The following is a 20,883-nucleotide window of genomic DNA, read 5'->3' on the forward strand; positions in this document are numbered from 1 at the left end:
TATGCACAAATATCGGAGAAAACATCTGCGGGACGGAATACGATGCAGCAAGGGTAAAATGGGGCGGACGATGGCGCCTGCCTACTTTTGAGGAGGTAGGGGAACTCGTGAGACTCTGCTGGAATAAATGGGAGGAAGTGGACGGCATTTGGGGCAGACGCATCCATTATGGCGCAAATGAAAACACCCTCTTCCTCCCTGCTGCCGGATATGCCGATACGTATCAAGGGACAACATATCGTAACCAGAATTGGAAAGGATATTGTTGGACCGGAACGCTTCATAGAGCAGAAGGAGATCCTGATGATCATATTTCAGAAGCCAAGGAAATTGATTACGACTCTGGCAGTGTTGGCAGAAGTTCTAGCATGAGAACAATCGGTCTCCCCATTCGTCCCGTCATCAATCTCAGAGAAACCGGTATTGACGATATTGAATACAAGCAGACTATCCGCATGGCGTACCGTAACGGTTCAATAGAGTTAAGTTCCATAGAAAACTGCGACCATATTGATATCTTGAATGTATGCGGGCAGAAGATTCTCTCTTCCCCGGTTACAACAAAGTGCATCGAAACACCTCACTTTTCAAAGGGTATATACGTCTGCACTTTGACAAAGCAAGGCAAATTGATTTACACAAAAAAGATAATCATAAAATAGTATGGTAAGGAAATAAGTACTCTACTTTTTTACTTGCATTTTTGACATGAACAGTAAAGTTCATGCCAAAAATGCTTTTTACTATTATAAAGGTAAACTGATTCCTTTGACGTAAGCAAAAGTCTAACCCTGATGGAGTTATTTGCGGACGAAAGAGCGCGGGGATTGGACGATATTAGGCTAAAAATATACTTGGACATCATCGAATGTATCCAAGATCCTCAAAGTAGAGCAGGCAACCATCTAGAACCTGAAAGCAAAAATCGGTAAGAATAAAATAATGACACATCAATCAAATAACTATATTTGCAGTTGTGAACTTTAGTCTGACAATGTACAATAAATAATTTATTACGATATGAGATCTTATCTATCATTTATTCTAAGTACCATATTTATCTCAACCTCTTACGCGCAGACAAACGTCATAGATGGTCATGAATATGTGGATATGGGATTGCCTAGCGGAACTTTATGGGCAACCTGCAATATTGGTGCAACATCTTCTACAGACTTCGGCGATTACTTCGCGTGGGGAGAGACAGAGCCGAAAGAGGAATACACCGATGAGAATTACAAATTCTTTGAAGGATACAAAGAGATTCCCGGAGTTGCCTATTATATGTTATGCACGAATATCGGAGAAAACATCTGCGGGACGGAATACGATGCAGCAAGGGTAAAATGGGGCGGACGATGGCGCCTGCCTACTTTTGAGGAGGTAGGGGAACTCGTGAGACTCTGCTGGAATAAATGGGAGGAAGTGGACGGCATTTGGGGCAGACGCTTCCATTATGGTGCAAATGAAAACACCCTGTTTCTTCCTGCTGCCGGATACGCTGCTACATATCAAGGGACAACATATCGTAACCAGAATTGGAAAGGATATTGTTGGACCGGAACGCTTCATAGAGCAGAAGGAGATCCTGATGATCATATTTCAAAAGCCAAGGACATTGATTACGACTCTGGCAGTGTTGGCAGAAGATCTAGCATGAGAACAATCGGTCTTCCCATTCGTCCCGTCATCAATCCCCAAGAAACCGGGATTGACGATATTGAATACAAGCAGACTATCCGCATGGCGTACCGTAACGGTTCAATAGAGTTGAGTTCCATAGCGAACTGCGACCACATTGATATCTTGAATGTATGCGGGCTGAAGATTCTCTCTTCCCCGGTTACAACAAAGTGCATCGAAACGCCTCACTTTTCAAAGGGTATATACGTCTGCACTTTGACAAAGCAAGGCAAATTGATTTACACAAAAAAGATAATCATAAAATAGTATTGTAAGGAAATAAGTACATCTGCAGCTGTTGACTATAAAACGAAACCTATGTTAAATACAAAATTCTTTGATATGAAACATTTACGACTTTTATCTTGGCTACTTTGTTGCACTGTTTTATTGTTTTCATTAGCTTCGTGCGAAGAAAAAGAGCCGGACCTAACAAAGAAAGAAATAGATTCTCGTTTGCTGAGTACTTGGAAGCAAATAAATAGTTCAGAAAACAAACAACTCATTTTTATGTCTAATGGGAACATTATTGGTTATGATTTCGTACCGGGAGGGAAAAAGAGAGTTTTTTATACAGAAAATAATTGCCATTTATTTGTATTTGTAAAGGGTTTGGGTATAAAATTATCTAATTGGACATACGAACATTACTATAAAATAGATGGAAATAAGCTAACCTTATGGCATAGTTTGGATGGAATGAACTCAAATAGTTCTAACTGTCTTATTTATCAGAAAGAGAATTAGCGGTTTACTTTCTTTTCGTTTTTATGTTGATACAGTTTCGCGCTTTTTTAAAAGACCGACCCCAATGGGATTAACTATGAGGCGAAGTTATACAAAAATAAGACCTTATAGCTAACCTGCGCTAAGGGATTAAAGTACAGCATAAAAGAGGGATTTGGAGTTACCATATTAGAAGGATGTAGACGCAAATATGCAGAATAGTTTACCATCGGACTCAACCTGAACAATAAACTCTTCTGCTCTAACAGCCTATGTACGTGCCTTTACAGACGAGAATGCCCCCTCCAAAAAAGAAGTCTGCAGGCTGAAGACATAGCTACCTTCAATATAAAACCTAAATAAATGAAGGCGGCAGAAACAAGCATAAACAGAAAATAAGGGCTAATTTTGCACCAAGAAGGCAACTGTCAACTGATTATGAATTTAAGAAAAACTACGACAAGCGTATTTGAACTTAGAAAATGATCTTGTCAAAGTAGAATTTAATTAAGAATCAAAGTTGTCAACTAATTCTAGGACACTGCAGCAGGAGGAGACCTTGTTGATATTCCCATCTTGGGATGGATATTACAAGATTCCTGAACAAGTGAGAGCCAACCCGAAGTACAAGGAGTTTCGTGAGCTATTCCACAATGTTGTGGATATTTACACCTTTGGCCATGCGGACAAATCAACAATAAAGAAGGTTATAGAAACTATCAAACCCAAGAAGGTTATCTGCATTCATAAAGAGGCAGGTGCTAAACTATAAGTATATATGGACAGAAATATTCTAAAGGAAGCGTTAGTAGATGTAAACGGAAGCCGAGATGTGGACTTATTGGTCAGTTTGTCTAAACAACATTGTGATGAACTTGAAAATGGAAGTGGGAATGCATTAAAAGAATGTCACTTTATTGACTCTTCAACCGCTTTGGGTGTTAATTTCTTTCTTCTTTATGAGAAATTACATCCAGAAGCAACTGTCATGTTTGAATGGGACAAGAGTTCACCGTTGAAGGTCGGTGGCAAATCGAATCTTGACGTTAAAGTTGATAAAGGTAAGAAAGTCATTTACTATGAGTCAAAATTCCTTGAACCATATTATATGAGCAATTCTCGTTTTACGGAATCGTACTTTATGATAGAGAACTATTATGACCACTGGAAATTCACAGAAGACAAGCTGACTGATATATTAAGAAGCTTTCAGTCGCTTACTTATTATAACGCTTCTCAGTTGTTCCGGCATTTGCTTGCTATTGTCAATCATATAATTCATAATAAAGATGAGTATGAGAACGTTTCTATCGTTGAACTCAATAGCATCTCATGGGAAATGGAAAATGAATTCATAGATCTTCTGAAATTGACAAGTAGATCAAAGAGTTATGCTATTAAGCGATTAAAGATATTAAGAGAAGAGGAACTCATAGTTAAGGATATGTTCCAAAAAATTATTGAGGATTATGTTTCTGATGTTATCCCAGATAATCTTACCCTTTTATTTGAGACCTCAAGGTACAACAATGTTATAGATTTGATTGATAATCACGAAGGTTTCAAAAAAAGATACTTTATTAAATGAAAATCCTCCAAATCTCTGATACTCATAACCGACATCAGCAACTGATAAACCTACCTGGTGCTGATGTTATCGTGCATTGTGGTGATTTTACTGATATGGGAACCGAAGACGAGGTACTTGAATTCCTTAACTGGTTCATAGAGCTGCCATACCCTCATAAGATATTTGTTACCGGCAACCATGATCTTTGTTTATGGGAAGCAGACGATATAGAAGGTCTACCAGACAGCGTTCACTTCCTCCAAGACAGAGGGTGCGAAATTGAGGGTATAAAATTCTTCGGATTAGGCTACAATCATCCCGAAAGCTTGATACCTTATAATGTGGATGTACTTGTTACCCACGAACCGCCAGCAATGATACTTGACGAAAGCAACAATACTCATTGGGGCAACGTGTCTCTTCGCAACAAAGTGTTGGAAGTCAAACCACGCTATCATCTGTTTGGTCATGCTCATGAAAACTACGGCACAGAAAATAGGAAAGGGATCATTTTCTCAAACGGCTCATCTCTTGACAACTCATATACAATAGTCCGTAAGCCCAAGTTATTTACAAATAATACGAGTGTTATTTCGTTATAATAGCAGAAAAGCTTCGTCATGAAATCTCTGTCATTCATATATCATTTCCCGAAATTTCAAAAGGGCACGGATGAAGAGTTTTCTTTTAAAGGTCACCTAAAGATCACCTTTAAAAGAAAAAGCACTTGCAATAAATTCACAAGTGCTTGATTTTCAGTTGTGGACCAGATAGGGCTTGAACCTATGACCTCCAGATTATGAGTCTGTTGCTCTAACCAACTGAGCTACAAGTCCGGTATGCGGCGTTTGCCCTTTAAGCTAAAACATATCGCTTTAGAGCAAGGATCGCAATTATGGTTATGCAAAGGTAGTGTCTTCAAGCTGAATGACCAAAGATTTGGGCTTAAAATTCTATGACGTGCCATTTTTTGTGCCCTGGCTGAAGGGGCAACAACTGAAACAAGATGCTGAATCTTAAAAGCTTTACCGCTACGTTATAACAAGCAAAAAGCGTATATGCAAAAATGTGTCCTACGTCCAATAATGTGAGAGGGTGGCTTAATCTAAGAGGTTTTAGGTATTTTTAGTTTAACATTTGTCTTTGTTGCCCGTCAACAATTAAGAAAGAATTCATACTTTTGCTTCAAAAGAAATACAAATTGAACACGATGAAGAGATATAAACGAACAATTATTGTGAGCTTTTGCAGCTTACTATTCGCTACATTGTGCTGCACGGAAGGGCACGCTCAAAACTATTATCGCGACTATACCATCACGCGCAGCGGCGTCTTTTATCGGGGGCAACCTTTGCGTGAAGCCAATCCGCGCTACTTCCGCGAATTGGGTTATGGCTACGGGAAAGATGATCGCTACGTCTTTCTTTTCGGGAAGGTTTTAGAGTATGTTGACCCGTCGAGCTTTCGCCTCGTGACGGAAGCGCCGACCATCATCCTCGATCCTTCGATGGGTGCATCAGACGAAGACATTGACGAGGCTACTTACAACCAATTTTATGGCGGCGGCTATAGTCAAGGCGGCTATGTGCGGATGGAAAACGTCGTGCTCTATCGTGGCGCTAAACTCGAAGGGGCTTCGGCGCGCAGTTTTCAATATGTGGGCAAGGGTTACGCAAAAGACGACTGGAACGTCTACTTTGAAGGCAAGAAGATTAAAGGTGCTTCGTCGACCAACTTCAGCCTTGTTGGCGGTTTTTACGCGATGGATTCGTGGAATGTTTATTATCGCGGCCGCAAAGTAGAGGGGGCTTCGACTTCAAATTTCCATTATCGGGGCGGAGGCTACGCTGAAGACACATGGAACTCCTATTATCAAGGCCGCAAAATGTAGTTGTGTGCTGCTAAATGCCATTTTCCCCACCGCAACCATTAAGTTACGGTGGGGAAAACGCTATTATATGACCTTTACACCGACGATCATCTGCCGCAAACCAGCGCCACTATGCCGGCCGCCCTATATTATATAATGTGTGCGCAAGTGACGCCGTGCGGAGTCGTGGAGACGATGAGCGATGCGCGTCGCAACGCTGCCACCTACTATTCTTCGGCTGTATAAGCAATAAGAATTTTATCCGCAATACTGCTCATTTCCGCATTAGTCAATTGCAGTTTCGGCTTGTGAAAGTCCATATCGCCCTCATTCTCGAGCGGAATAAGATGCACGTGCGCGTGGTTCACCTCCAAGCCCAATACGGCCATACCCACCTTGCGGCAAGGGAAGACATCCTTAATAGCACGCGCCACTTTCTTGGCAAAGACGATCATCTCGGCCAATTCTTCGTCCTTCAGGTCAAAGAAATAATCTACTTCGCGCTTGGGAACGACCAGCGTATGTCCACGGCGCACCGGACTAATATCGAGAAAAGCATAAAAATGCTCGTTTTCGGCGCATTTGAAACTTGGAATCTCGCCGTTAATGATTTTTGAAAAGAGCGTCATAAGGCTTATTTTTTAGGGGATAATAAAAAAGCGGCGCACAAGCAATCTGTCGCGCCGCAGCAAAAACAGCTTTTTTAAAGCGAAATGCTTTGTATTTCGAGTTGAATCAGTCCTTGCGGGATCTTCACCTCTACTACGTCGCCCACCTTATGCCCAAGCAAGCCCTGAGCAATAGGCGTCTGCGACGAAATCTTGCCTTCGCGAATGTTAGCCTCGCTCTCGCTCACGATGGTATACGTCATCACCATACCCGTCTTCAGATTTTTCATCGCTACGGTTGAAAGAATCTGCACCGTCTCGTTATTGAGTTTGCTGGTATCAATGATTTTCGCCGTGGCAATTGCCTCTTTGAGTTGACTAATCTTCATTTCGAGCATACCCTGCGCTTCTTTAGCGGCATCATACTCACTGTTTTCCGACAAGTCGCCCTTATCGCGCGCTTCAGCAATGGCTGCCGAAGCTGCCGGACGCTCTACTGCCTCCATATGATGGAGACGGGCCACCATTTTGTCGTAGCCCTCTTGTGTCATGTAAGCCATAATATATCTGACCGTTTTAATTTTCAATAAGTAACAGAAAAAACCGAAAGAACTCCTGCGTATCTTCATTGCGGGAATCCTTTCTCCTCTGCTTTCGGCAGCTCATCCTCGTTCCGTTAAGGGGCGCCGTTAGCGTTTTTTGTTCCGTTGTGCGCTGCAAAGGTAGTACAAAGCGGCCGATAAGCAAAGAGAAGCAACTGAAAAATTTCTGATTTTCACCTATTTGCTATTTTTTTGAAACGATCACACGCCGAAAGTCGGATCCTTCCGACTGTTCGGCGTGCTTCTTCTACGTGACCACCTGCGAACTGTGGCCTATACGATGGAATCGATAATCTTATTCAGTTAGATAATAGTCGATAGAGGTCACTACGCGCACCTTCTTGATATAAGGCGTAGCGTCGTCGCGGTCAGAAATATCAAAGAGGCCCTGCGTAGCATCCTTGATTTTACCAAGTTTGCTATCGGAATCGCGGGCAAACTTCTCGCCGGCTGTGCGCGCGTTCTTAGTAGCTTCTTCGATCATTTGGGGCTTGATCTTGTTGAGGCTCGTAAATTCATATTGCACCTGCGAATCATAGTCTTCGGCTGAAATAGCCACGCCCATCTCCACGAGTTGACCCAATTGAGGAATCAATTGGCGCACGAGAGCCACGTCTCGAGTCGATACCGTTGTCGTACACGAAGCTTTATAGCGTAATCCTCTGTAATCACCGTCATATTGCGTTGCCCGGTCGTGGATCTGCGGCGCGCCCATCGAGATATCAGCCGGCTTTAGGCCATGCTTAATAAGCCATTGGCGAATCTTGTTATTCCCACGATTGATGTCCGACATCGCCTCTTGCAGATTGTCCGACGTTGTTTCGTAGACCAACGGCCAAATAACGTGATCGGCCTGCACTTCGCGCTCTGCAAGACCGCGCACCGACACGATTCTGTCTTTAATCATCACGTTGCCCAATCCGAAATATAGGAAGAGGCCGAGGAGCACTAAGCCTACGGCAAGAATGCCCGATTCTAATTTTAAGTTTTTCATTGAAAAGGATTTATTAATACCACAAACGTACATATAAGTTTTTATTCTGGCAAGAGATTGACAAAATAATCACGACAGATTGAGCATATTTATATTTTTTAATATTCTTCTTGAAGAAAGCCACTTTGATTTGTGTACGACGCTATCGAAGATAGCAATGCGGAAAACGTAGAAAGAGCGAGAAGGAAAAACGATAATCTGCGATGAAACCGCCAAAAATCACACGTTCATTCGGACTTGTAAAGGTAAAATCGTGGGCCACTTTCGTTTGATCAAGGCAAACCATAGTTTGCTGGGAGCAAACATGCGTTTGGCAAGAGCAAACGATAGTTTGGCGGCAGCAAACCACAGAAACGAGCTTACGAAGCGAGCTCTCGTGAGAGGTTAGACAAAGGAAAACCCTATTACGACTAAACGGCAGAAGCGCATCGGAGGTCATTTGTCGATACTTCTGTGCGCATTACGACTCCTACGCCCTACTATTGACGCATTGAGAAAAGGCAACTACGGCGTAGCTGACGAGGGAAGAGTAAGTACGAGCCACACTTGCATATCATTCAGCGACATAGACAACAAAAGAGGGCGTAATCTGCGATGAAATGGGCGAAAATTGGCATTTCCTGAGTTGGAGACCCATACGTGCGGGGCCTACGTCAATCTGCCACGACTGTGCGCGCAACGGAGGCGTTAAGCCATAGGGCGCATCCGAATAAACACCAAAGCTAAAGTGAGAGGGGTTGATAAAAAGAGTGTGTGTCGGGAACACCGACACACACGAGAGAGTTGGAAAAGTGCTCTTAAACGCCGTGAAGCGTACTGTTATGCCGTCTGGGTCAAATATGTCTATAGAAAAACTGTCCAATCTAAAACATAACAAACACGACGCCTCGTCTTTATAACTTCACATTTATCATGACCCTCACGGGCAACGGATAATGTTGATGAGCCAAAAGGAATGGCCGAATCATCTCAAGCGCTTTGGCGCAAGCATTCGGCAGAAAGGGCTTTTTGTGCCTGTCTTTCTCACGCAGCGGACCTATATGGGAACGCTATCAGGGAAGATCTTGAAGCAGCGTGGGAGTCACGCCACAAGGCTTGCCACTTTCTTGGCCAACGAAGGAGAGGTTCTGAACAACCGGTACGAACAAGTCACTCAAAGGCACTTCCTTGTTACCGATGCAAAAGTAGTAACGAAATACCTATAGCAACAAATTTCTGCGGGGTCTGCGTGTGACTTCAACAAGCGAAGTCACAATTCACAAAGTCAAAACAATAGTGTGGAACGCCCAAAATCAGGGCTTAAATATTTGAAGAAAAGCGATTTAAGACTACTTTTCGGTGAGGCGGCGTTGATAGACGGATGGAGAGACTCCGGTCACACGTTTAAAGGCTCTGGAGAAGCTTTCGCGCGCTTTAAAACCTACACTGCGACCTATGGCCTCTAACGTAAGCCGCCCAAAGTTTTCCTCGTCGTCAAGCCGACGGCAGGCCTCTTTAATGCGATATTCACTTAAAAGAAGTACGAACGAGCAGCCCATTCTTTCGTTGATCACCTGCGAAACGTCCTTTGGCGTGGCTTCGCAAAGCTTAGCTAAGCGATCAATAGAAAAGTCTTCTTGGCAGATTTCCTGCTCATCGGCAAGCACTTTCTTAATCTTCGCTTGCAAAAGGTCCTTCTCATTTTCTTCCAACGAGCTTTTTATGGGCGCCGGTTCCGGTTTAGGCGTTAGCGAGGCTGGCTGTTCGGACTTAAGACGCAGATGGGCATTTTTATGATACAAATAGCGGCGCATAAGATAGCCACCCAGCACGAGCAAGGCTAATCCGCCGAGTATCATCAACAGGATTTGCTGATTGGTAAAGCCCGCTTCAGCTTGCTTTGGCGGGCTTGCGAGGCGCAAATCATCGGCCTTTGGGACGAGAAATTCCCCGCGATCAGCCTCTAAATCCAAACCGTCGAAGAAGGATTTGCGAAACTCCAAGAAAGTTTGGTAACAAGCATCGGCCTTTTGCTTGTTGCCGGTACTCAAATAATAATAATGCAGCAAAATAGCCGCATCAAAACGGAGATCTTGTAAGTCTTTTTTGCGCCCATAATACTCCAGTACGCTGGCATATTTGTAGACGGAGTCGGGCATTTGGGCCAATTTGTAAATACAAGCCAGGCTCCAAGCCGTAGAACAAGCAATGCGCACATCCATCGTTGAACTTGGATTGCGCATCATCTTACTTTGTAGCTCTGCAGCGGCGGCTGTATACTTCTTGACCTTGACTAAATCAATCGCACGCAAAACGGCGGACGCATAATCATAATATGGCTCGAGAGCCGGCACTTTTATTTGGCGAAAAAGTGCTGTTTCGTGCGAAAAAGCCTTGATATTAGCGTCATCAAAGCCTAAGTTCCAAAAATTTACAAAGGCCGAAATCATATTGGTATAGTTCCCCATCTGCGCAGATTCGATAAAGGCCTTCTTGTAGAAATGTCTCACCGTCTGAACGTTGGTTGGCGTCGGATAACATTGGGTATAAAGACTATAAATGTGCCCAATATTGAGATCTATAAACGGGCGCACGTCGGGATCATTGCAGATGGTATCGGCCTCGTGCAAGGATTCGATAGCGTGTTTATAATCAAAAAAGGAGAAACTATAGAGATAAGCCATCCGGTTCAGGCTTAACGAGAGCATACGTCGCTGCAAAAAAGTCATAGGGTTGCGCTGCTCCAACCTGCTCGTGAGTAAGCGGTCGACAAGCAAAGCGCTATCGGGCATATCCTTCACCAGTAGGAAGTCTAAGCTCAACTCCTCGAGTCGTTCGTCTGACAATGAATTCCAACTGCCTTGATCGCTTAGGCTGAAAGCGCCAAGCGATAACTGCGCAGTTGCCTGCAGACAAATAAACGCTAAAAGGAGGGATGCCAACTTCTTCACCTTGCAAAATTAGGGCTTTTTTGGCGTTCTGACAACCTTTTGTTTAGGAAACAATGGCGGGACATTTGTATATCTTTCCAAAAGAATGACAAAAAGTAATCAAACAAATTTACCGCGCAATACGCCTTTGGAGGAATCAAACTTTGTTTCGCGCTATTTTTTTACAGTTTTTCGCGCAATTTGTTGCGCAAGAAAAAATGTTAAGAGCCATCTTTTTCCTACATAAGTAGTATTTGAGCTTAAGATTTTGCTGATTTTTACGCGAAAAATTGGCGGGGCGCTGCGAAAGTTTGGGTAGCGATTACCGTCGGTAGAGTTTTGGCGCGATGAAAACGTACTTTTAAGGCGAAAAGCGGGGACTTTTACGGCCACGAAAGGCAGATTATTGGCCGAAAAAATCTGCTTTTGAAAGGTAAAGTCACATGCTCCACGGCTCAAATCACATCAAGGATGCAACAAGCCTTTGGCTTTTTTGGAGCTTATTAAAATTCGCGCGGCGGCTTTCTGCGTATCTTTGCATCGATCTGCGATTATGCAAGAACAAAACAAGACAGGTATATGATTATGAAACGTTCTCTGAAAACTTTATGCGGCCTTTTCGCCGTCTTGGCCCTACTGGTGAGTTGCAACGCCACAACGCCGTTGGCGTATGATGGCCCTGTGCCCAACAAAGAGTTGCACAATTATTTCTATGCTAATAATGCCGGCAAAACACCGCCGACAAAGATCACCTCAGAAGACACTTTTGAGCGCTATTTTGGCGAATCGGCTTATATGGGGAAAAGCGGAGAGCCAACAAGAGTCGACTTTGGCGCTCAGTTTGTCATAGCTTTGGTACTTCCGGAGACGAAATACGATACGCAAATCCTACCTCAGCGCCTCATCAAGCGCGGAGATCGGATAACGCTTTACTATAAGGTGCGACAAGGTAAGGCTCGCTCTTTCACGATTCGCCCCATTTATCTCGTAAAGGTCGACAGCCAATACGAAGCTGAGGAAGTCGTGACGGTCAGAGAGAAGTAGGCGTCGCGCATAATCGACTTGGAGAGAAACTTTGCGGAGTCTGTAAACGGCTGTGCAAAGTTTCTCGACATTTAGGCCTTATAAGATTTTTTGAACGCTAAGTGCAGGCGGGCGAAGCCTTGGGTTTTGACATCGTCGAACATAGAATTTCTGCGATGAAATGGGCAAAAATCGCACTTTTTACCTAACTTTCCGCACGCATACTTCGCGAAGGGCAATCGAAAATGCGATTTAACAAGCGGACAACCCATCTACACGCAACACACGCCTAAGCGAGCGACCGCAAAGCTTGATTTGCGACTTACATATATAACAAACACAAAACGAAAGAAGAGATGGCAACAGTAAAAGAACTCTTGGAATTTCGGCGGGCCGTCAGAATTTTCGACACCACCCAAAGTTTGGACCCCGAAAAGGTAAAAGCCTGCCTCGAAACAGCGGCCTTAGCACCGACAAGTTCGAACCTCCAATTATGGGAAGTCGTTCACGTGACCGACAAGTCCACGATCCGCCAATTAGGTCCGGCTTGCTTTGACCAAACGACGATCACTACGGCCGATGAATTGGTCGTTTTTCTCATCCGTCCCGATTTAGTCAAGGCACACGCCAAGGCCGTGCTCGACTTTGAGCGAGACAACGTAGCGCGCCATTATCCGGCCGAAAAGCAGGCCAAATATATAAATCTGCTCACGCAGTATTATACGCGTCTCGTCCCCTTCCTCTACGGCCGCTGTTTGGGTTTATTTGGCCTCTTCCGCAAGGCTTTTTTCTCCGCTGCGGGTCTGTTTCGCCCCGTTCTCCGCTCGATGGGTGAAAACGACATGATTGGCGGCATGCATAAAAGTTGCGGCCTCGTAGCTCAAAGTTTTATGCTTGCCATGGCCGAACAAGGCTACGACACCTGCCCCGTTGAAGGTTTCGATGCCCGTCGCGTGAAACGCCTGCTCAAGCTTCCGTGCCAATCCCGCGTGAGTCTTATCGTCTCGTGCGGCATACGCTTGCCGAAAGGTGTACGCGGCGACCGCTTCCGCTTAGATTTCGCCACACAATATCGACGCGTCTAAAGCGCACGACTCCCCTCGTCTCTCACCCGTCTCGCATCCGCCTACGGAGAGCTCGATAACGCCCGGCTCATACGGCATTTCAGCATAGGAATAGCGGCTAAACAGCAACGTAAAGACGATTTGGGTTTGCGCAGCAGGCTTTTCCGTCGCCATAGTCCCTATTGCTCAACCACCGAGCACCGAAAGCAAAGCAGAAGCACCTCTTATCGCATTAGGCCCACTGTATCTCCACCCACACCACTTGATTTTACACGTCCTCGTTCGCCAATTGCAGCGAACGAGGACGCATTTTTTGCAGTTTAGGCTTGACTCCGGCAATTTCCCTTCGTGAGCGTACATCCTTTTCATCACGATAAAAAAGTCGTTCGCTCGTGAGCGTACGTTCGTCTCACCACGGTGAAACAAAAAGCATACAAGACTTGCAGCCTTGTCATTAAACCCTTGAAAGTGTATTTTCCAACGCTGCTTATCAGCAAACCGATGCTTCTCTTTGCCATTAGCATCCTTGTGAACGCGACGACCGACTTGCGTTTGACAAAGTCGAATGGGCGCATTAACATGCCTACCGGTGCTGCGAGAAAAACGGATGGTGGGAAAGAAAGGGTAAAACAAAAGCCAAGGCAGAAGCTTTGGCTGCAAGAAAAGACGATAAGAGCAGTTGCCACAAATAAGCCTCAGCACGTCTCAACGGCAGTGGACGCAACAGGCAGCAACACTTCGGCGGCGAAGCGCGCGTCAAAGCGGACAAAGACTTAGAGGCAAGAATCGAAAAGGGGGATACAACCATTAGCCATCAAGCCCCGCTCGACTCCAACGGAAAGCGTTGAGCGACAGCTACGTATTGAGGACGTGCAGGGCCGTCGGGATTTCGCATCCGGGCGGCCCTATAATGGTATTATTGTAAGTTTGAAGTGCTTCAGCCGGTATTCACACACGAGCTTTCAGCCATTGGAGATGATAAATACCTATAATAAATGAGTGTAATTGAATACCTCTTATTATTTGTATTCAGCGACAAAGTTAAACTTTAGATTTCATATCTCAAAATTTTGAGTGAAAATTTATAGCAATTTGCCGCAGAAATTGGAAACTCTATGCATCAATGTTCGCATATGTGGCATTTTTCTCGATAAACTCACGCCGCGGACCTACATCCTCACCCATAAGCATTGAGAATGTGTAGTCGGCATTGGTAGCGCTTTCTAAGCTGACTTGCTTTAAGAGGCGCGTCTCCGGATTCATCGTGGTTTCCCACAATTGTTCAGGGTTCATCTCACCCAAACCTTTATAGCGTTGCGTCGTGATGTTATCTTCTGATCCGTCACCATATTGTTCGATGAAGCGCAAACGTGCTGTTTCGTTGTAGCAGTATTCTTCGGCGTGTCCTTTCTTAGCGCGGCAGCGGTAGAGGGGCGGCATAGCGATGTAGAGATAGCCATCCTCGATAATTTGCGGCATATAGCGATAGAAAAGCGTCATAATGAGCGTCGCAATATGCTGTCCGTCGACGTCGGCATCGGCCATAATGATAATCTTATGGTAGCGCAATTTTTCGATATTGGCTTCTTTGGAGTCTTCATCCAAACCGAAACGAACGCCAAGTGCTTGAATGATGTTGTTAACTTCGTCGCTCTCGAAAGCTTTGTGCCACATTGCCTTCTCGACATTCAGAATTTTACCGCGCAAAGGCAGGATGGCCTGCGTCGTACGACTGCGCGCCTGCTTAGCAGATCCGCCTGCGGAGTCGCCCTCCACGAGGAAGAGTTCGCAGACTGCGGCATCTTTGCTTGAGCAATCGGCCAACTTGCCGGGAAGTCCGCCGCCGGACATCGGGTTCTTACGCTGCACGCTCTCACGCGCCTTGCGAGCTGCGATACGCGCCGTAGCGGCAAGAATCACCTTATCGACGATGAGTTTAGCTTCTTTCGGATGCTCCTCAAGATAGTTGGTGAGCGCCTCGCCCACGGCTTGGTTCACCGCACCGGTTACTTCCGTATTACCCAAACGCGTCTTGGTTTGGCCTTCAAACTGAGGTTCGGCCACTTTAACAGAGATTACGGCGGTCAACCCTTCGCGGAAGTCTTCGCCGGAAATCTCTATTTTCGCCTTTTCTATTTGTTTGGCTGCCGTTTGTTCGGCATATTTCTTCAAGACACGAGTGATGGCCTGGCGGAAACCGATTAAGTGGGTACCGCCCTCGATCGTGTTGATATTATTGACGTAGGAGTGGACGTTTTCCGAGTACGAAGTGTTGTACATAATAGCCACTTCGATAGGAATATCAGCCTTGTTGGTGCTGATATAGATCACGTCGTTAAAAAGATGCGTACGGCTGGAGTCGACATAGCGAACAAACTCGCGCAAACCTTGCTCGGAGTAGAACTCCTCCTGCTTCGTGTTGCCTTCTTCATCGGGGCGAAGATCTGTAAGCGTGATCTTCAGGCCGGCATTCAGGAAAGCGAGTTCGCGCATACGGGTAGCCAGCGTGTCATAATTATATATGGTCGCCGTAAATACGGTATCATCGGGCCAAAACTGCTGTTTCGTACCACGCAATTGGGTTTCGCCAACTACCTTTACGGGATAAAGCGGCTTGCCTTGCTCATATTCTTGCTGGTAAATCTTTCCGTCGCGAAAAACTTGCGACGTCATATGCTTAGAAAGGGCATTTACGCAAGAAACGCCGACACCGTGCAGACCGCCGGAGACCTTGTAAGAGCCTTTATCAAACTTACCGCCGGCGTGAAGTACGGTCATAACCACTTCCAACGCGCTTCGGTGCTCTTTCGGGTGCATATCTACGGGAATACCGCGACCATTGTCTTGCACAATGATAGAATTGTCCGTGCAAATCGTAACTTCAATATGCGTACAATAGCCTGCCAACGCCTCATCTATGGAGTTGTCGACCGTCTCATAGACTAAATGATGCAGACCCTTGTCACTAATGTCGCCAATGTACATGGCCGGGCGTTTCCTAACTGCTTCTAAGCCTTCGAGTACCTGAATATTACTAGCGGAATAATTGCTGCTCTTGTTTTGGTTTCCTTCCATCGGATATTTCTTTCGTTATAAAAACATACAAAAATACGAAATACCGCCGACTTGGAGAAAGCAAGAAGCGAAAAAATAGCGTTTTCTTTACTCGTAGGCGGATTTACAGAGCGACATAGAGGGCGATACGCACCACGACGCCAAAGGCCGAAAAGCGCAGAAATAGCCGCAAAGCGACCGAAACAAGGCCAACGAGCAATTATATTATGCGCATCACGCGCAAGTCTTTAATCCCTACGGCGCAAGCCGATGCTTAGCGTGAAGATGACTGATTGAACGCGCCCCATACCTACAATAAAAGCCTTCCACGCCCTACTTTGTGAGGGGCGGAAGGCTTTGTTCGCGCGAAATGGTGGTCAACAAACAACCACGCAACGCATTTATTTCTTTACAACCTTCTTGCCGTTGATGACGTAAATACCCTTCGGCAGATTATTCACCTCGCTGTTGAGCTTCACGCCGCTGAGTGAGTACACACCTTGCTTCGCTGCGGGATCGAGGGTAGGCATTGCGATGCTCGTTGCATCTTTCGTAATGACAACTTTGCTCTTTACAGGACTGCCATCAATCGCTACTGCGTGTACTTCCTTATCGAAAGCTGCACCGGCCGGCTGCGTAATGGTGCAACCTATAAGGTTAAGTTCGGCAAAGTCAACGATCGTACCATATTTCTTGCCCTCTACCGTTATCGAAGCATTTTTTATCGTGAACGTCTCATTGGTGCCATTGTTTCCGGCAATGCCAAATTCTTTACCTTCGGCATTGATCGTGCAATCTTCGATAGTGAGGTTGGTGCCTCTGGCATAGAGCGTGCAGTTGTCCGTACTCAACATATTCAATATGCCACCACCCATAATCGTCAAAGGTGCTGTAAACCAAAATACGGCCTTGTCAGTCTCCAAACTATTTGTGCCAACAACCTGCATCGTCAGGCCATCTATATTTGACTTAAACAAGAGTTTTCCCTCGGTCTTGATGTTGGCATCTTGCAGCATAAGCACCTTGGTATCGGGGTTATAGCTAACCTTTCCGCTCACGCCTTCAACCACAGAAGAGAGGTTACTGCAATTGGCTGACGTCACCTGCGTACCGCAAACCCAAAGCTCATACTCCGTCTGCGCCTGCGCCGTAGTAGGCATTGCGCACGTAGCGATGAACAGCACGACGATCGCCGCACAAACTTTTTGAAGTAAATTATTTCTCATAATAATAGTGCCTCCCTGTTGAATCCCCTTTCGGAGCAAGGCCGTATCGAAGGCTTGGGTCTTAAGGTTAAGTGTTTTGTTAATTAATATACTGACTACCAGTCTGTATTCATATCGTTTTCTTGAAAGGTGCTTATCTCTTTTTCGGCAATGTATTCTCCACTTTGGCCCGAAAGGAGACTTACGCTTTTTGCCTTATAATTCAATCACAATTTATTGTATGTTGACGCTTTATCTGCATTGAAAGAAATTCCTCGCGGTCAAGACTTCATCCTTTATCATTAGCCAAGTTTCTGCGAACCGATCTAAGAGACGCTCACCAATGTGTCATTTTCATTTTTTCTACGCAAATTCGTTGAGCATCGACATATTTTCCGTCTTTGAAAGATGACAAAAATACAAAAAAAATAGATACACGATCATTCCTGCAAGTAAAAATTGCGATTTTGTTCGTATTTTGGTTGATTTCAAACTATTTGTCAGGAACGTTTAAAGCTATTATTTAGCAAATATACCAACAAAATTTCCGGTCAAAAGGTCATGCGCTTGTGCCTTCATAACAATTGCTTCGCAAACAATCGCAACACATTATATAATGTGCATTAGTGCAACTATTTTTTGCGCAAACGCCTATTCTATCCTCACAATTTCATCAATAAATAAGGTAATAAACACCACGCCCAACCCTAAAAATGACACTATTGAGCTTGAAAATGAAGCCCTGCGAACCCCAATTTAACCGTAAACGACCCACCCCTACCGCTCTAATACGTGTGAAAAAGACAATACCTTACCTATATTTGCACCTTTCCCGTCGCATTTCGCCCGCAAATACTCATATTCTAAGCCCCACTACAATAAAAATATCAATAACTCGTCCAACTTCACGCAACTTTCACCCAATTTACTCCGCCGATAACCCCATCGGGGTTAGTCTTTTGCCAGGGCAGGGTTGACGTTCTACGTCAACCCTGCATCAACAAGTAGTAGAGATGACAACCCCTTAGGGTTGGTCTTTAAAATATACGCGAAAATGTATCGACATAAAAACGAAAAAAAGTGCAAAAAAGCGCGCTTTCATCGCAAATTTAGGCATAAAACACGAATCGGAAGACCCCGCTGCACCGCACCCCGCACCGCCGCCAAACTTTCTACTATGATCGTTGAAACTTTCTTATAAGACAATTTTAATTCTCCTATAAGACAATTCAAACTTTCACTTAAGATAATTTTTACGATCATAGGAGAAAGTTTGAACGATCCTTAGCCCCGTGCGAACGATCAACCGCCCAATTCTGAAAAGCTACGAAAAAACCGCGCTTTCATCGGTTGAAAACGCGGCCTTTGTTAAACGTAATTTTTTGCCGGCACTACGATGTGCCGCCTCCTCACTTACTTCGCATTCCGGATATCGTTCTGCGCACCGAAGATTAAGTTGCGCTTGTCAAGTGCCATACGCATCGTACTGCTTTTCGTGAACCGCACACTCACGCGCTTAATGAGATTTGCGCCTTTTTCCTTTGCCTCTTTCGCCGTCGACGCGCCCTCGCCGTGCATCGTCAGGCGAAAAGAACCGAGATCACCTAAGCGAACCGAATTACCGTCCGCAAGTGTTTGGAGAATCTCATATTGCAGGGCATCCAACACCGCCTTGACGGAGGCAGAAGATACGCCCGAACGCTTCTCAATACGCCCGACAATCGTAGGTAGCATTACGGGCACGCCCGGCGCCATCTGCGGATAAAATTTCACTTGATCTCTCTTGAGCGGATTTTTCTTCGCTCTAATAACAAATTTAATCATTGTTGGTATAGATTTAATTGAAGAATAATTGAACCAAGAGCGCTCCCCGCCCTTGCAAATGCAAAGGTAAGCATTTCCGGCGAGCCTGCAAAATACGCCATAATCGCTTGGTAGTGAGACAGTCTGCGAACGTATATAAAGACCAACCCTAAGGGGTTGCATTTTTGCGACGGACTATGGCAGGGTTGTCGCTTCGCTCCAACGCCTGCCCTGCCAAAAGACCAAGCCTAAGGGCTTGTGTTGCCGAGGTGGACTTTGGTGGTTTGATTTATCAGCATATACAAACGGGTATATGCGGATGATTTTGAGAGACCAACCCCAAGGGGTTGCACATTGCGGCGTATTGTGGCAGGGTTGTCGCTTCGCTCCAATGCCTGCCCTGCCAAAAGACCAAGTCTAAGGGCTTGTATCGCAGGGATGGGCTTTGGTGGTTTGATTTATCAGCATGTTCAAACGGCTATATGCGGATATTTTGAAAGACCAACCCTAAGGGGTTGCATTTTTGCGGCGAACTATGGCAGGGTTGGCGCTTCGCCCCAACGCCTGCCCTGCCAAAAGACCAAGCCTAAGGGCTTGTCGTTGCGGGAGTGAGCTTTGGTGGTTTGGGTTTATCTGTGTATTTACACGCCTATTAGCGGACATTTTGAGAGACCAACCCTAAGGGGTTGCATTTTTGCGGCGGACTATGGCAGGGTTGGCGCTTCGCTTCAACGCCTGCCCTGCCAAAAGACCAAGCCTAAGGGCTTGTATCGCAGGGATGGGCTTTGGTGGTTTGATTTATCAGCATATACAAACGGCTATATGCGGACGATTTTGAAAGACCAACCCTAAGGGGTTGCATTTTTGCGGCGAACTATGGCAGGGTTGGCGCTTCGCCCCAACGCCTGCCCTGCCAAAAGACCAAGCCTAAGGGCTTGCATTGATCGAATGAGTTTTGTTGGTTGGGATAGAATCGCGTTTAGATCAAGGATTTATATGTGGTTAATGTTTTCCCGCCTAAAATTGCCTTGTTATCGCGCATCTGCGTCCACAAATAACTCCATCGCGGTCGCTCGCACCTATAAAAGAGACTAAATCTTACGAAAATCGTCCATCTATCGCGCACTGTCGTCCACAAATAACCCCATCGGGGTTAGTCCTTTGGTAGGGCAGTGTTGACGTAAAGCGTCAACCCTGCCTCGGAGCATAGCTAAATTGACAACCCCTTAGGGTTGGTCTTTCAAAACAAGTCAACGCCCGCCGACGGAAACCTTGAAAGACCAAGCCTAAGGGCTTGTGTCACAGGGGTGAGCTTTGTTGGATTGAGTTGGTAATTGTTTTGCGATCATTGGCCTATTTGATAGTAAAACCTTTGACCCAAAATCGTCCACTCACCGCGCACTTTCACCCACCAATAACCCCATCGGGGTTAGTCCTTTGGTAGGGCAGGGTTGACACAAAGCGTCAACCCTGCATCAGCAAGTAGCGGTAATAACAACCCCTTAGGGAGACCTTTGCAAAATAAGGAGGTGTAGTAAAGAGGAGTTCTTGGCATAAAAGGAGCGAGTGAAAGGGGTGGCAGTAAGGAGTGAAAGTAGTTGTAAATCCCCCTTTGAGGAGCTGCTTGCACGAGCTCCTCAAGGGTGGTTATGCCTTATCCTACAAATGAGGACATAATTATCCCCGGGGTTCTGTATAAATTAAAGGCGATGCTTTCAAGAATGTTTTGAGTATGGGTCTTGGCAAGTCCCCGGTATCGACATCGTCCGCCA

The 20,883-nt window shown here is 45.3% G+C and carries 18 protein-coding genes, 1 tRNA gene and 2 pseudogenes; 11 read left to right on the forward strand and 10 right to left on the reverse strand.

Annotated elements, in window-relative coordinates:
- The 6 genes from GCWU000325_RS03535 to GCWU000325_RS03560 form a co-directional block, all read left to right on the forward strand.
- A partial coding sequence (locus tag GCWU000325_RS03535) for a T9SS type A sorting domain-containing protein (protein WP_006254747.1) occupies positions 1-662 on the forward strand: 662 nt, incomplete at its 5' end.
- Between the two features lie 358 nt (positions 663-1,020).
- A complete protein-coding gene (locus GCWU000325_RS03540) occupies positions 1,021-1,950 on the forward strand; it encodes a T9SS type A sorting domain-containing protein (RefSeq protein WP_006254749.1) in 930 nt (309 codons plus the stop codon).
- A gap of 75 nt (positions 1,951-2,025) precedes the next feature.
- Positions 2,026-2,430, forward strand: coding sequence for a hypothetical protein (locus GCWU000325_RS03545; protein ID WP_050756616.1), 405 nt, complete (start codon positions 2,026-2,028; stop codon positions 2,428-2,430).
- A gap of 499 nt (positions 2,431-2,929) precedes the next feature.
- Positions 2,930-3,181, forward strand: a complete 252-nt coding sequence (locus GCWU000325_RS03550; protein ID WP_006254751.1) for an MBL fold metallo-hydrolase RNA specificity domain-containing protein — start codon at positions 2,930-2,932, stop codon at positions 3,179-3,181.
- Positions 3,182-3,187: 6 nt separating this feature from the next.
- Positions 3,188-3,997 carry a PGN_0703 family putative restriction endonuclease gene (locus GCWU000325_RS03555; protein WP_006254752.1) on the forward strand — a complete coding sequence of 270 codons (810 nt, stop codon included), beginning with the start codon at positions 3,188-3,190 and terminating at the stop codon, positions 3,995-3,997.
- The gene (locus tag GCWU000325_RS03560) at positions 3,994-4,581 is read left to right on the forward strand and encodes a metallophosphatase domain-containing protein (protein ID WP_006254753.1); all 588 of its coding nucleotides are present in this window, start codon (positions 3,994-3,996) and stop codon (positions 4,579-4,581) included. Before GCWU000325_RS03555 ends, GCWU000325_RS03560 begins: the two co-directional genes overlap by 4 nt.
- A gap of 160 nt (positions 4,582-4,741) precedes the next feature.
- Here GCWU000325_RS03560 and GCWU000325_RS03565 read toward each other — a convergent pair.
- Positions 4,742-4,815, reverse strand: a tRNA-Ile gene (locus tag GCWU000325_RS03565).
- 374 nt (positions 4,816-5,189) lie between these two features.
- Between GCWU000325_RS03565 and GCWU000325_RS03570 the strand changes: the two genes are divergently transcribed.
- Together GCWU000325_RS03570 and GCWU000325_RS11925 are read left to right on the forward strand one after the other, a co-directional pair.
- Positions 5,190-5,870 carry a DKNYY domain-containing protein gene (locus tag GCWU000325_RS03570; RefSeq protein ID WP_006254756.1) on the forward strand — a complete coding sequence of 227 codons (681 nt, stop codon included), beginning with the start codon at positions 5,190-5,192 and terminating at the stop codon, positions 5,868-5,870.
- A 48-nt stretch (positions 5,871-5,918) separates the two neighbouring features.
- The gene (locus GCWU000325_RS11925) at positions 5,919-6,095 is read left to right on the forward strand and encodes a hypothetical protein (protein WP_006254757.1); all 177 of its coding nucleotides are present in this window, start codon (positions 5,919-5,921) and stop codon (positions 6,093-6,095) included.
- On the opposite strand, the gene GCWU000325_RS03575 is transcribed toward GCWU000325_RS11925, so the two are convergent.
- The 4 genes from GCWU000325_RS03575 to GCWU000325_RS03595 all read right to left on the reverse strand — a co-directional run bounded on the left by GCWU000325_RS03575 (position 6,077) and on the right by GCWU000325_RS03595 (position 10,983).
- Positions 6,077-6,478: an HIT family protein gene (locus tag GCWU000325_RS03575; RefSeq protein ID WP_006254758.1), complete on the reverse strand. Its 402-nt coding sequence runs from the start codon at positions 6,476-6,478 to the stop codon at positions 6,077-6,079. The two genes, GCWU000325_RS11925 and GCWU000325_RS03575, sit on opposite strands and share 19 nt — an antisense overlap.
- 74 nt (positions 6,479-6,552) lie before the next feature.
- Positions 6,553-7,017, reverse strand: a complete 465-nt coding sequence (greA, locus tag GCWU000325_RS03580; protein ID WP_040599281.1) for a transcription elongation factor GreA — start codon at positions 7,015-7,017, stop codon at positions 6,553-6,555.
- A gap of 337 nt (positions 7,018-7,354) precedes the next feature.
- Positions 7,355-8,053 carry an SIMPL domain-containing protein gene (locus tag GCWU000325_RS03585; RefSeq protein WP_006254760.1) on the reverse strand — a complete coding sequence of 233 codons (699 nt, stop codon included), beginning with the start codon at positions 8,051-8,053 and terminating at the stop codon, positions 7,355-7,357.
- A 1,328-nt stretch (positions 8,054-9,381) separates the two neighbouring features.
- Positions 9,382-10,983, reverse strand: a complete 1,602-nt coding sequence (locus GCWU000325_RS03595; RefSeq protein WP_006254764.1) for a helix-turn-helix domain-containing protein — start codon at positions 10,981-10,983, stop codon at positions 9,382-9,384.
- Positions 10,984-11,547: 564 nt separating this feature from the next.
- On the opposite strand from GCWU000325_RS03595, the gene GCWU000325_RS03605 reads away from it, so the two are divergent.
- The 3 genes from GCWU000325_RS03605 (at position 11,548) to GCWU000325_RS03620 (ending at position 13,826) form a co-directional block, all read left to right on the forward strand.
- Entirely contained in the window at positions 11,548-12,006 is a 459-nt protein-coding gene (locus GCWU000325_RS03605) for a hypothetical protein (protein ID WP_040599282.1), read from the forward strand.
- Positions 12,007-12,341: 335 nt separating this feature from the next.
- On the forward strand, positions 12,342-13,070 hold the full coding sequence (locus GCWU000325_RS03615; RefSeq protein ID WP_006254770.1) for a nitroreductase family protein: 729 nt from the start codon (positions 12,342-12,344) through the stop codon (positions 13,068-13,070).
- Between the two features lie 396 nt (positions 13,071-13,466).
- Positions 13,467-13,826: a hypothetical protein gene (locus tag GCWU000325_RS03620; RefSeq protein WP_006254772.1), complete on the forward strand. Its 360-nt coding sequence runs from the start codon at positions 13,467-13,469 to the stop codon at positions 13,824-13,826.
- A gap of 336 nt (positions 13,827-14,162) precedes the next feature.
- On the opposite strand, the gene gyrB is transcribed toward GCWU000325_RS03620, so the two are convergent.
- The 5 genes and pseudogenes from gyrB to GCWU000325_RS11930 all read right to left on the reverse strand — a co-directional run.
- Positions 14,163-16,124, reverse strand: a complete 1,962-nt coding sequence (gyrB, locus tag GCWU000325_RS03625; protein WP_006254774.1) for a DNA topoisomerase (ATP-hydrolyzing) subunit B — start codon at positions 16,122-16,124, stop codon at positions 14,163-14,165.
- Positions 16,125-16,504: 380 nt separating this feature from the next.
- A complete protein-coding gene (locus GCWU000325_RS03630; protein WP_040598871.1) occupies positions 16,505-17,329 on the reverse strand; it encodes a peptidase in 825 nt (274 codons plus the stop codon).
- Positions 17,330-18,721: 1,392 nt separating this feature from the next.
- Complete coding sequence (locus GCWU000325_RS03635) at positions 18,722-19,132, reverse strand: HU family DNA-binding protein (protein WP_006254779.1); 411 nt, start codon at positions 19,130-19,132, stop codon at positions 18,722-18,724.
- Between the two features lie 1,486 nt (positions 19,133-20,618).
- Positions 20,619-20,741: pseudogene (locus GCWU000325_RS12380) on the reverse strand (DNA methylase); the annotation flags it as partial.
- Between the two features lie 24 nt (positions 20,742-20,765).
- A pseudogene (locus GCWU000325_RS11930) lies at positions 20,766-20,883 on the reverse strand (IS5/IS1182 family transposase); the annotation flags it as partial.

It is taken from the genome of Alloprevotella tannerae ATCC 51259 (assembly GCF_000159995.1).
GTDB classification, from domain to species: Bacteria; Bacteroidota; Bacteroidia; order Bacteroidales; family Bacteroidaceae; genus Alloprevotella; species Alloprevotella tannerae.

Bases quoted from the DNA above. Each gene is read 5' to 3' on its own strand.
- GCWU000325_RS03585 (WP_006254760.1), bottom strand. From the start codon at position 8,053: ATGAAAAACTTAAAATTAGAATCGGGCATTCTTGCCGTAGGCTTAGTG.
- GCWU000325_RS03555 (WP_006254752.1), top strand. From the start codon at position 3,188: ATGGACAGAAATATTCTAAAGGAAGCGTTAGTAGATGTAAACGGAAGC.
- gyrB (WP_006254774.1), bottom strand. From the start codon at position 16,124: ATGGAAGGAAACCAAAACAAGAGCAGCAATTATTCCGCTAGTAATATT.
- GCWU000325_RS03545 (WP_050756616.1), top strand. From the start codon at position 2,026: ATGAAACATTTACGACTTTTATCTTGGCTACTTTGTTGCACTGTTTTA.
- GCWU000325_RS03570 (WP_006254756.1), top strand. From the start codon at position 5,190: ATGAAGAGATATAAACGAACAATTATTGTGAGCTTTTGCAGCTTACTA.
- GCWU000325_RS03605 (WP_040599282.1), top strand. From the start codon at position 11,548: ATGAAACGTTCTCTGAAAACTTTATGCGGCCTTTTCGCCGTCTTGGCC.
- GCWU000325_RS03635 (WP_006254779.1), bottom strand. From the start codon at position 19,132: ATGATTAAATTTGTTATTAGAGCGAAGAAAAATCCGCTCAAGAGAGAT.
- GCWU000325_RS03630 (WP_040598871.1), bottom strand. From the start codon at position 17,329: ATGAGAAATAATTTACTTCAAAAAGTTTGTGCGGCGATCGTCGTGCTG.
- GCWU000325_RS03540 (WP_006254749.1), top strand. From the start codon at position 1,021: ATGAGATCTTATCTATCATTTATTCTAAGTACCATATTTATCTCAACC.
- GCWU000325_RS03575 (WP_006254758.1), bottom strand. From the start codon at position 6,478: ATGACGCTCTTTTCAAAAATCATTAACGGCGAGATTCCAAGTTTCAAA.
- GCWU000325_RS03615 (WP_006254770.1), top strand. From the start codon at position 12,342: ATGGCAACAGTAAAAGAACTCTTGGAATTTCGGCGGGCCGTCAGAATT.
- greA (WP_040599281.1), bottom strand. From the start codon at position 7,017: ATGGCTTACATGACACAAGAGGGCTACGACAAAATGGTGGCCCGTCTC.
- GCWU000325_RS03560 (WP_006254753.1), top strand. From the start codon at position 3,994: ATGAAAATCCTCCAAATCTCTGATACTCATAACCGACATCAGCAACTG.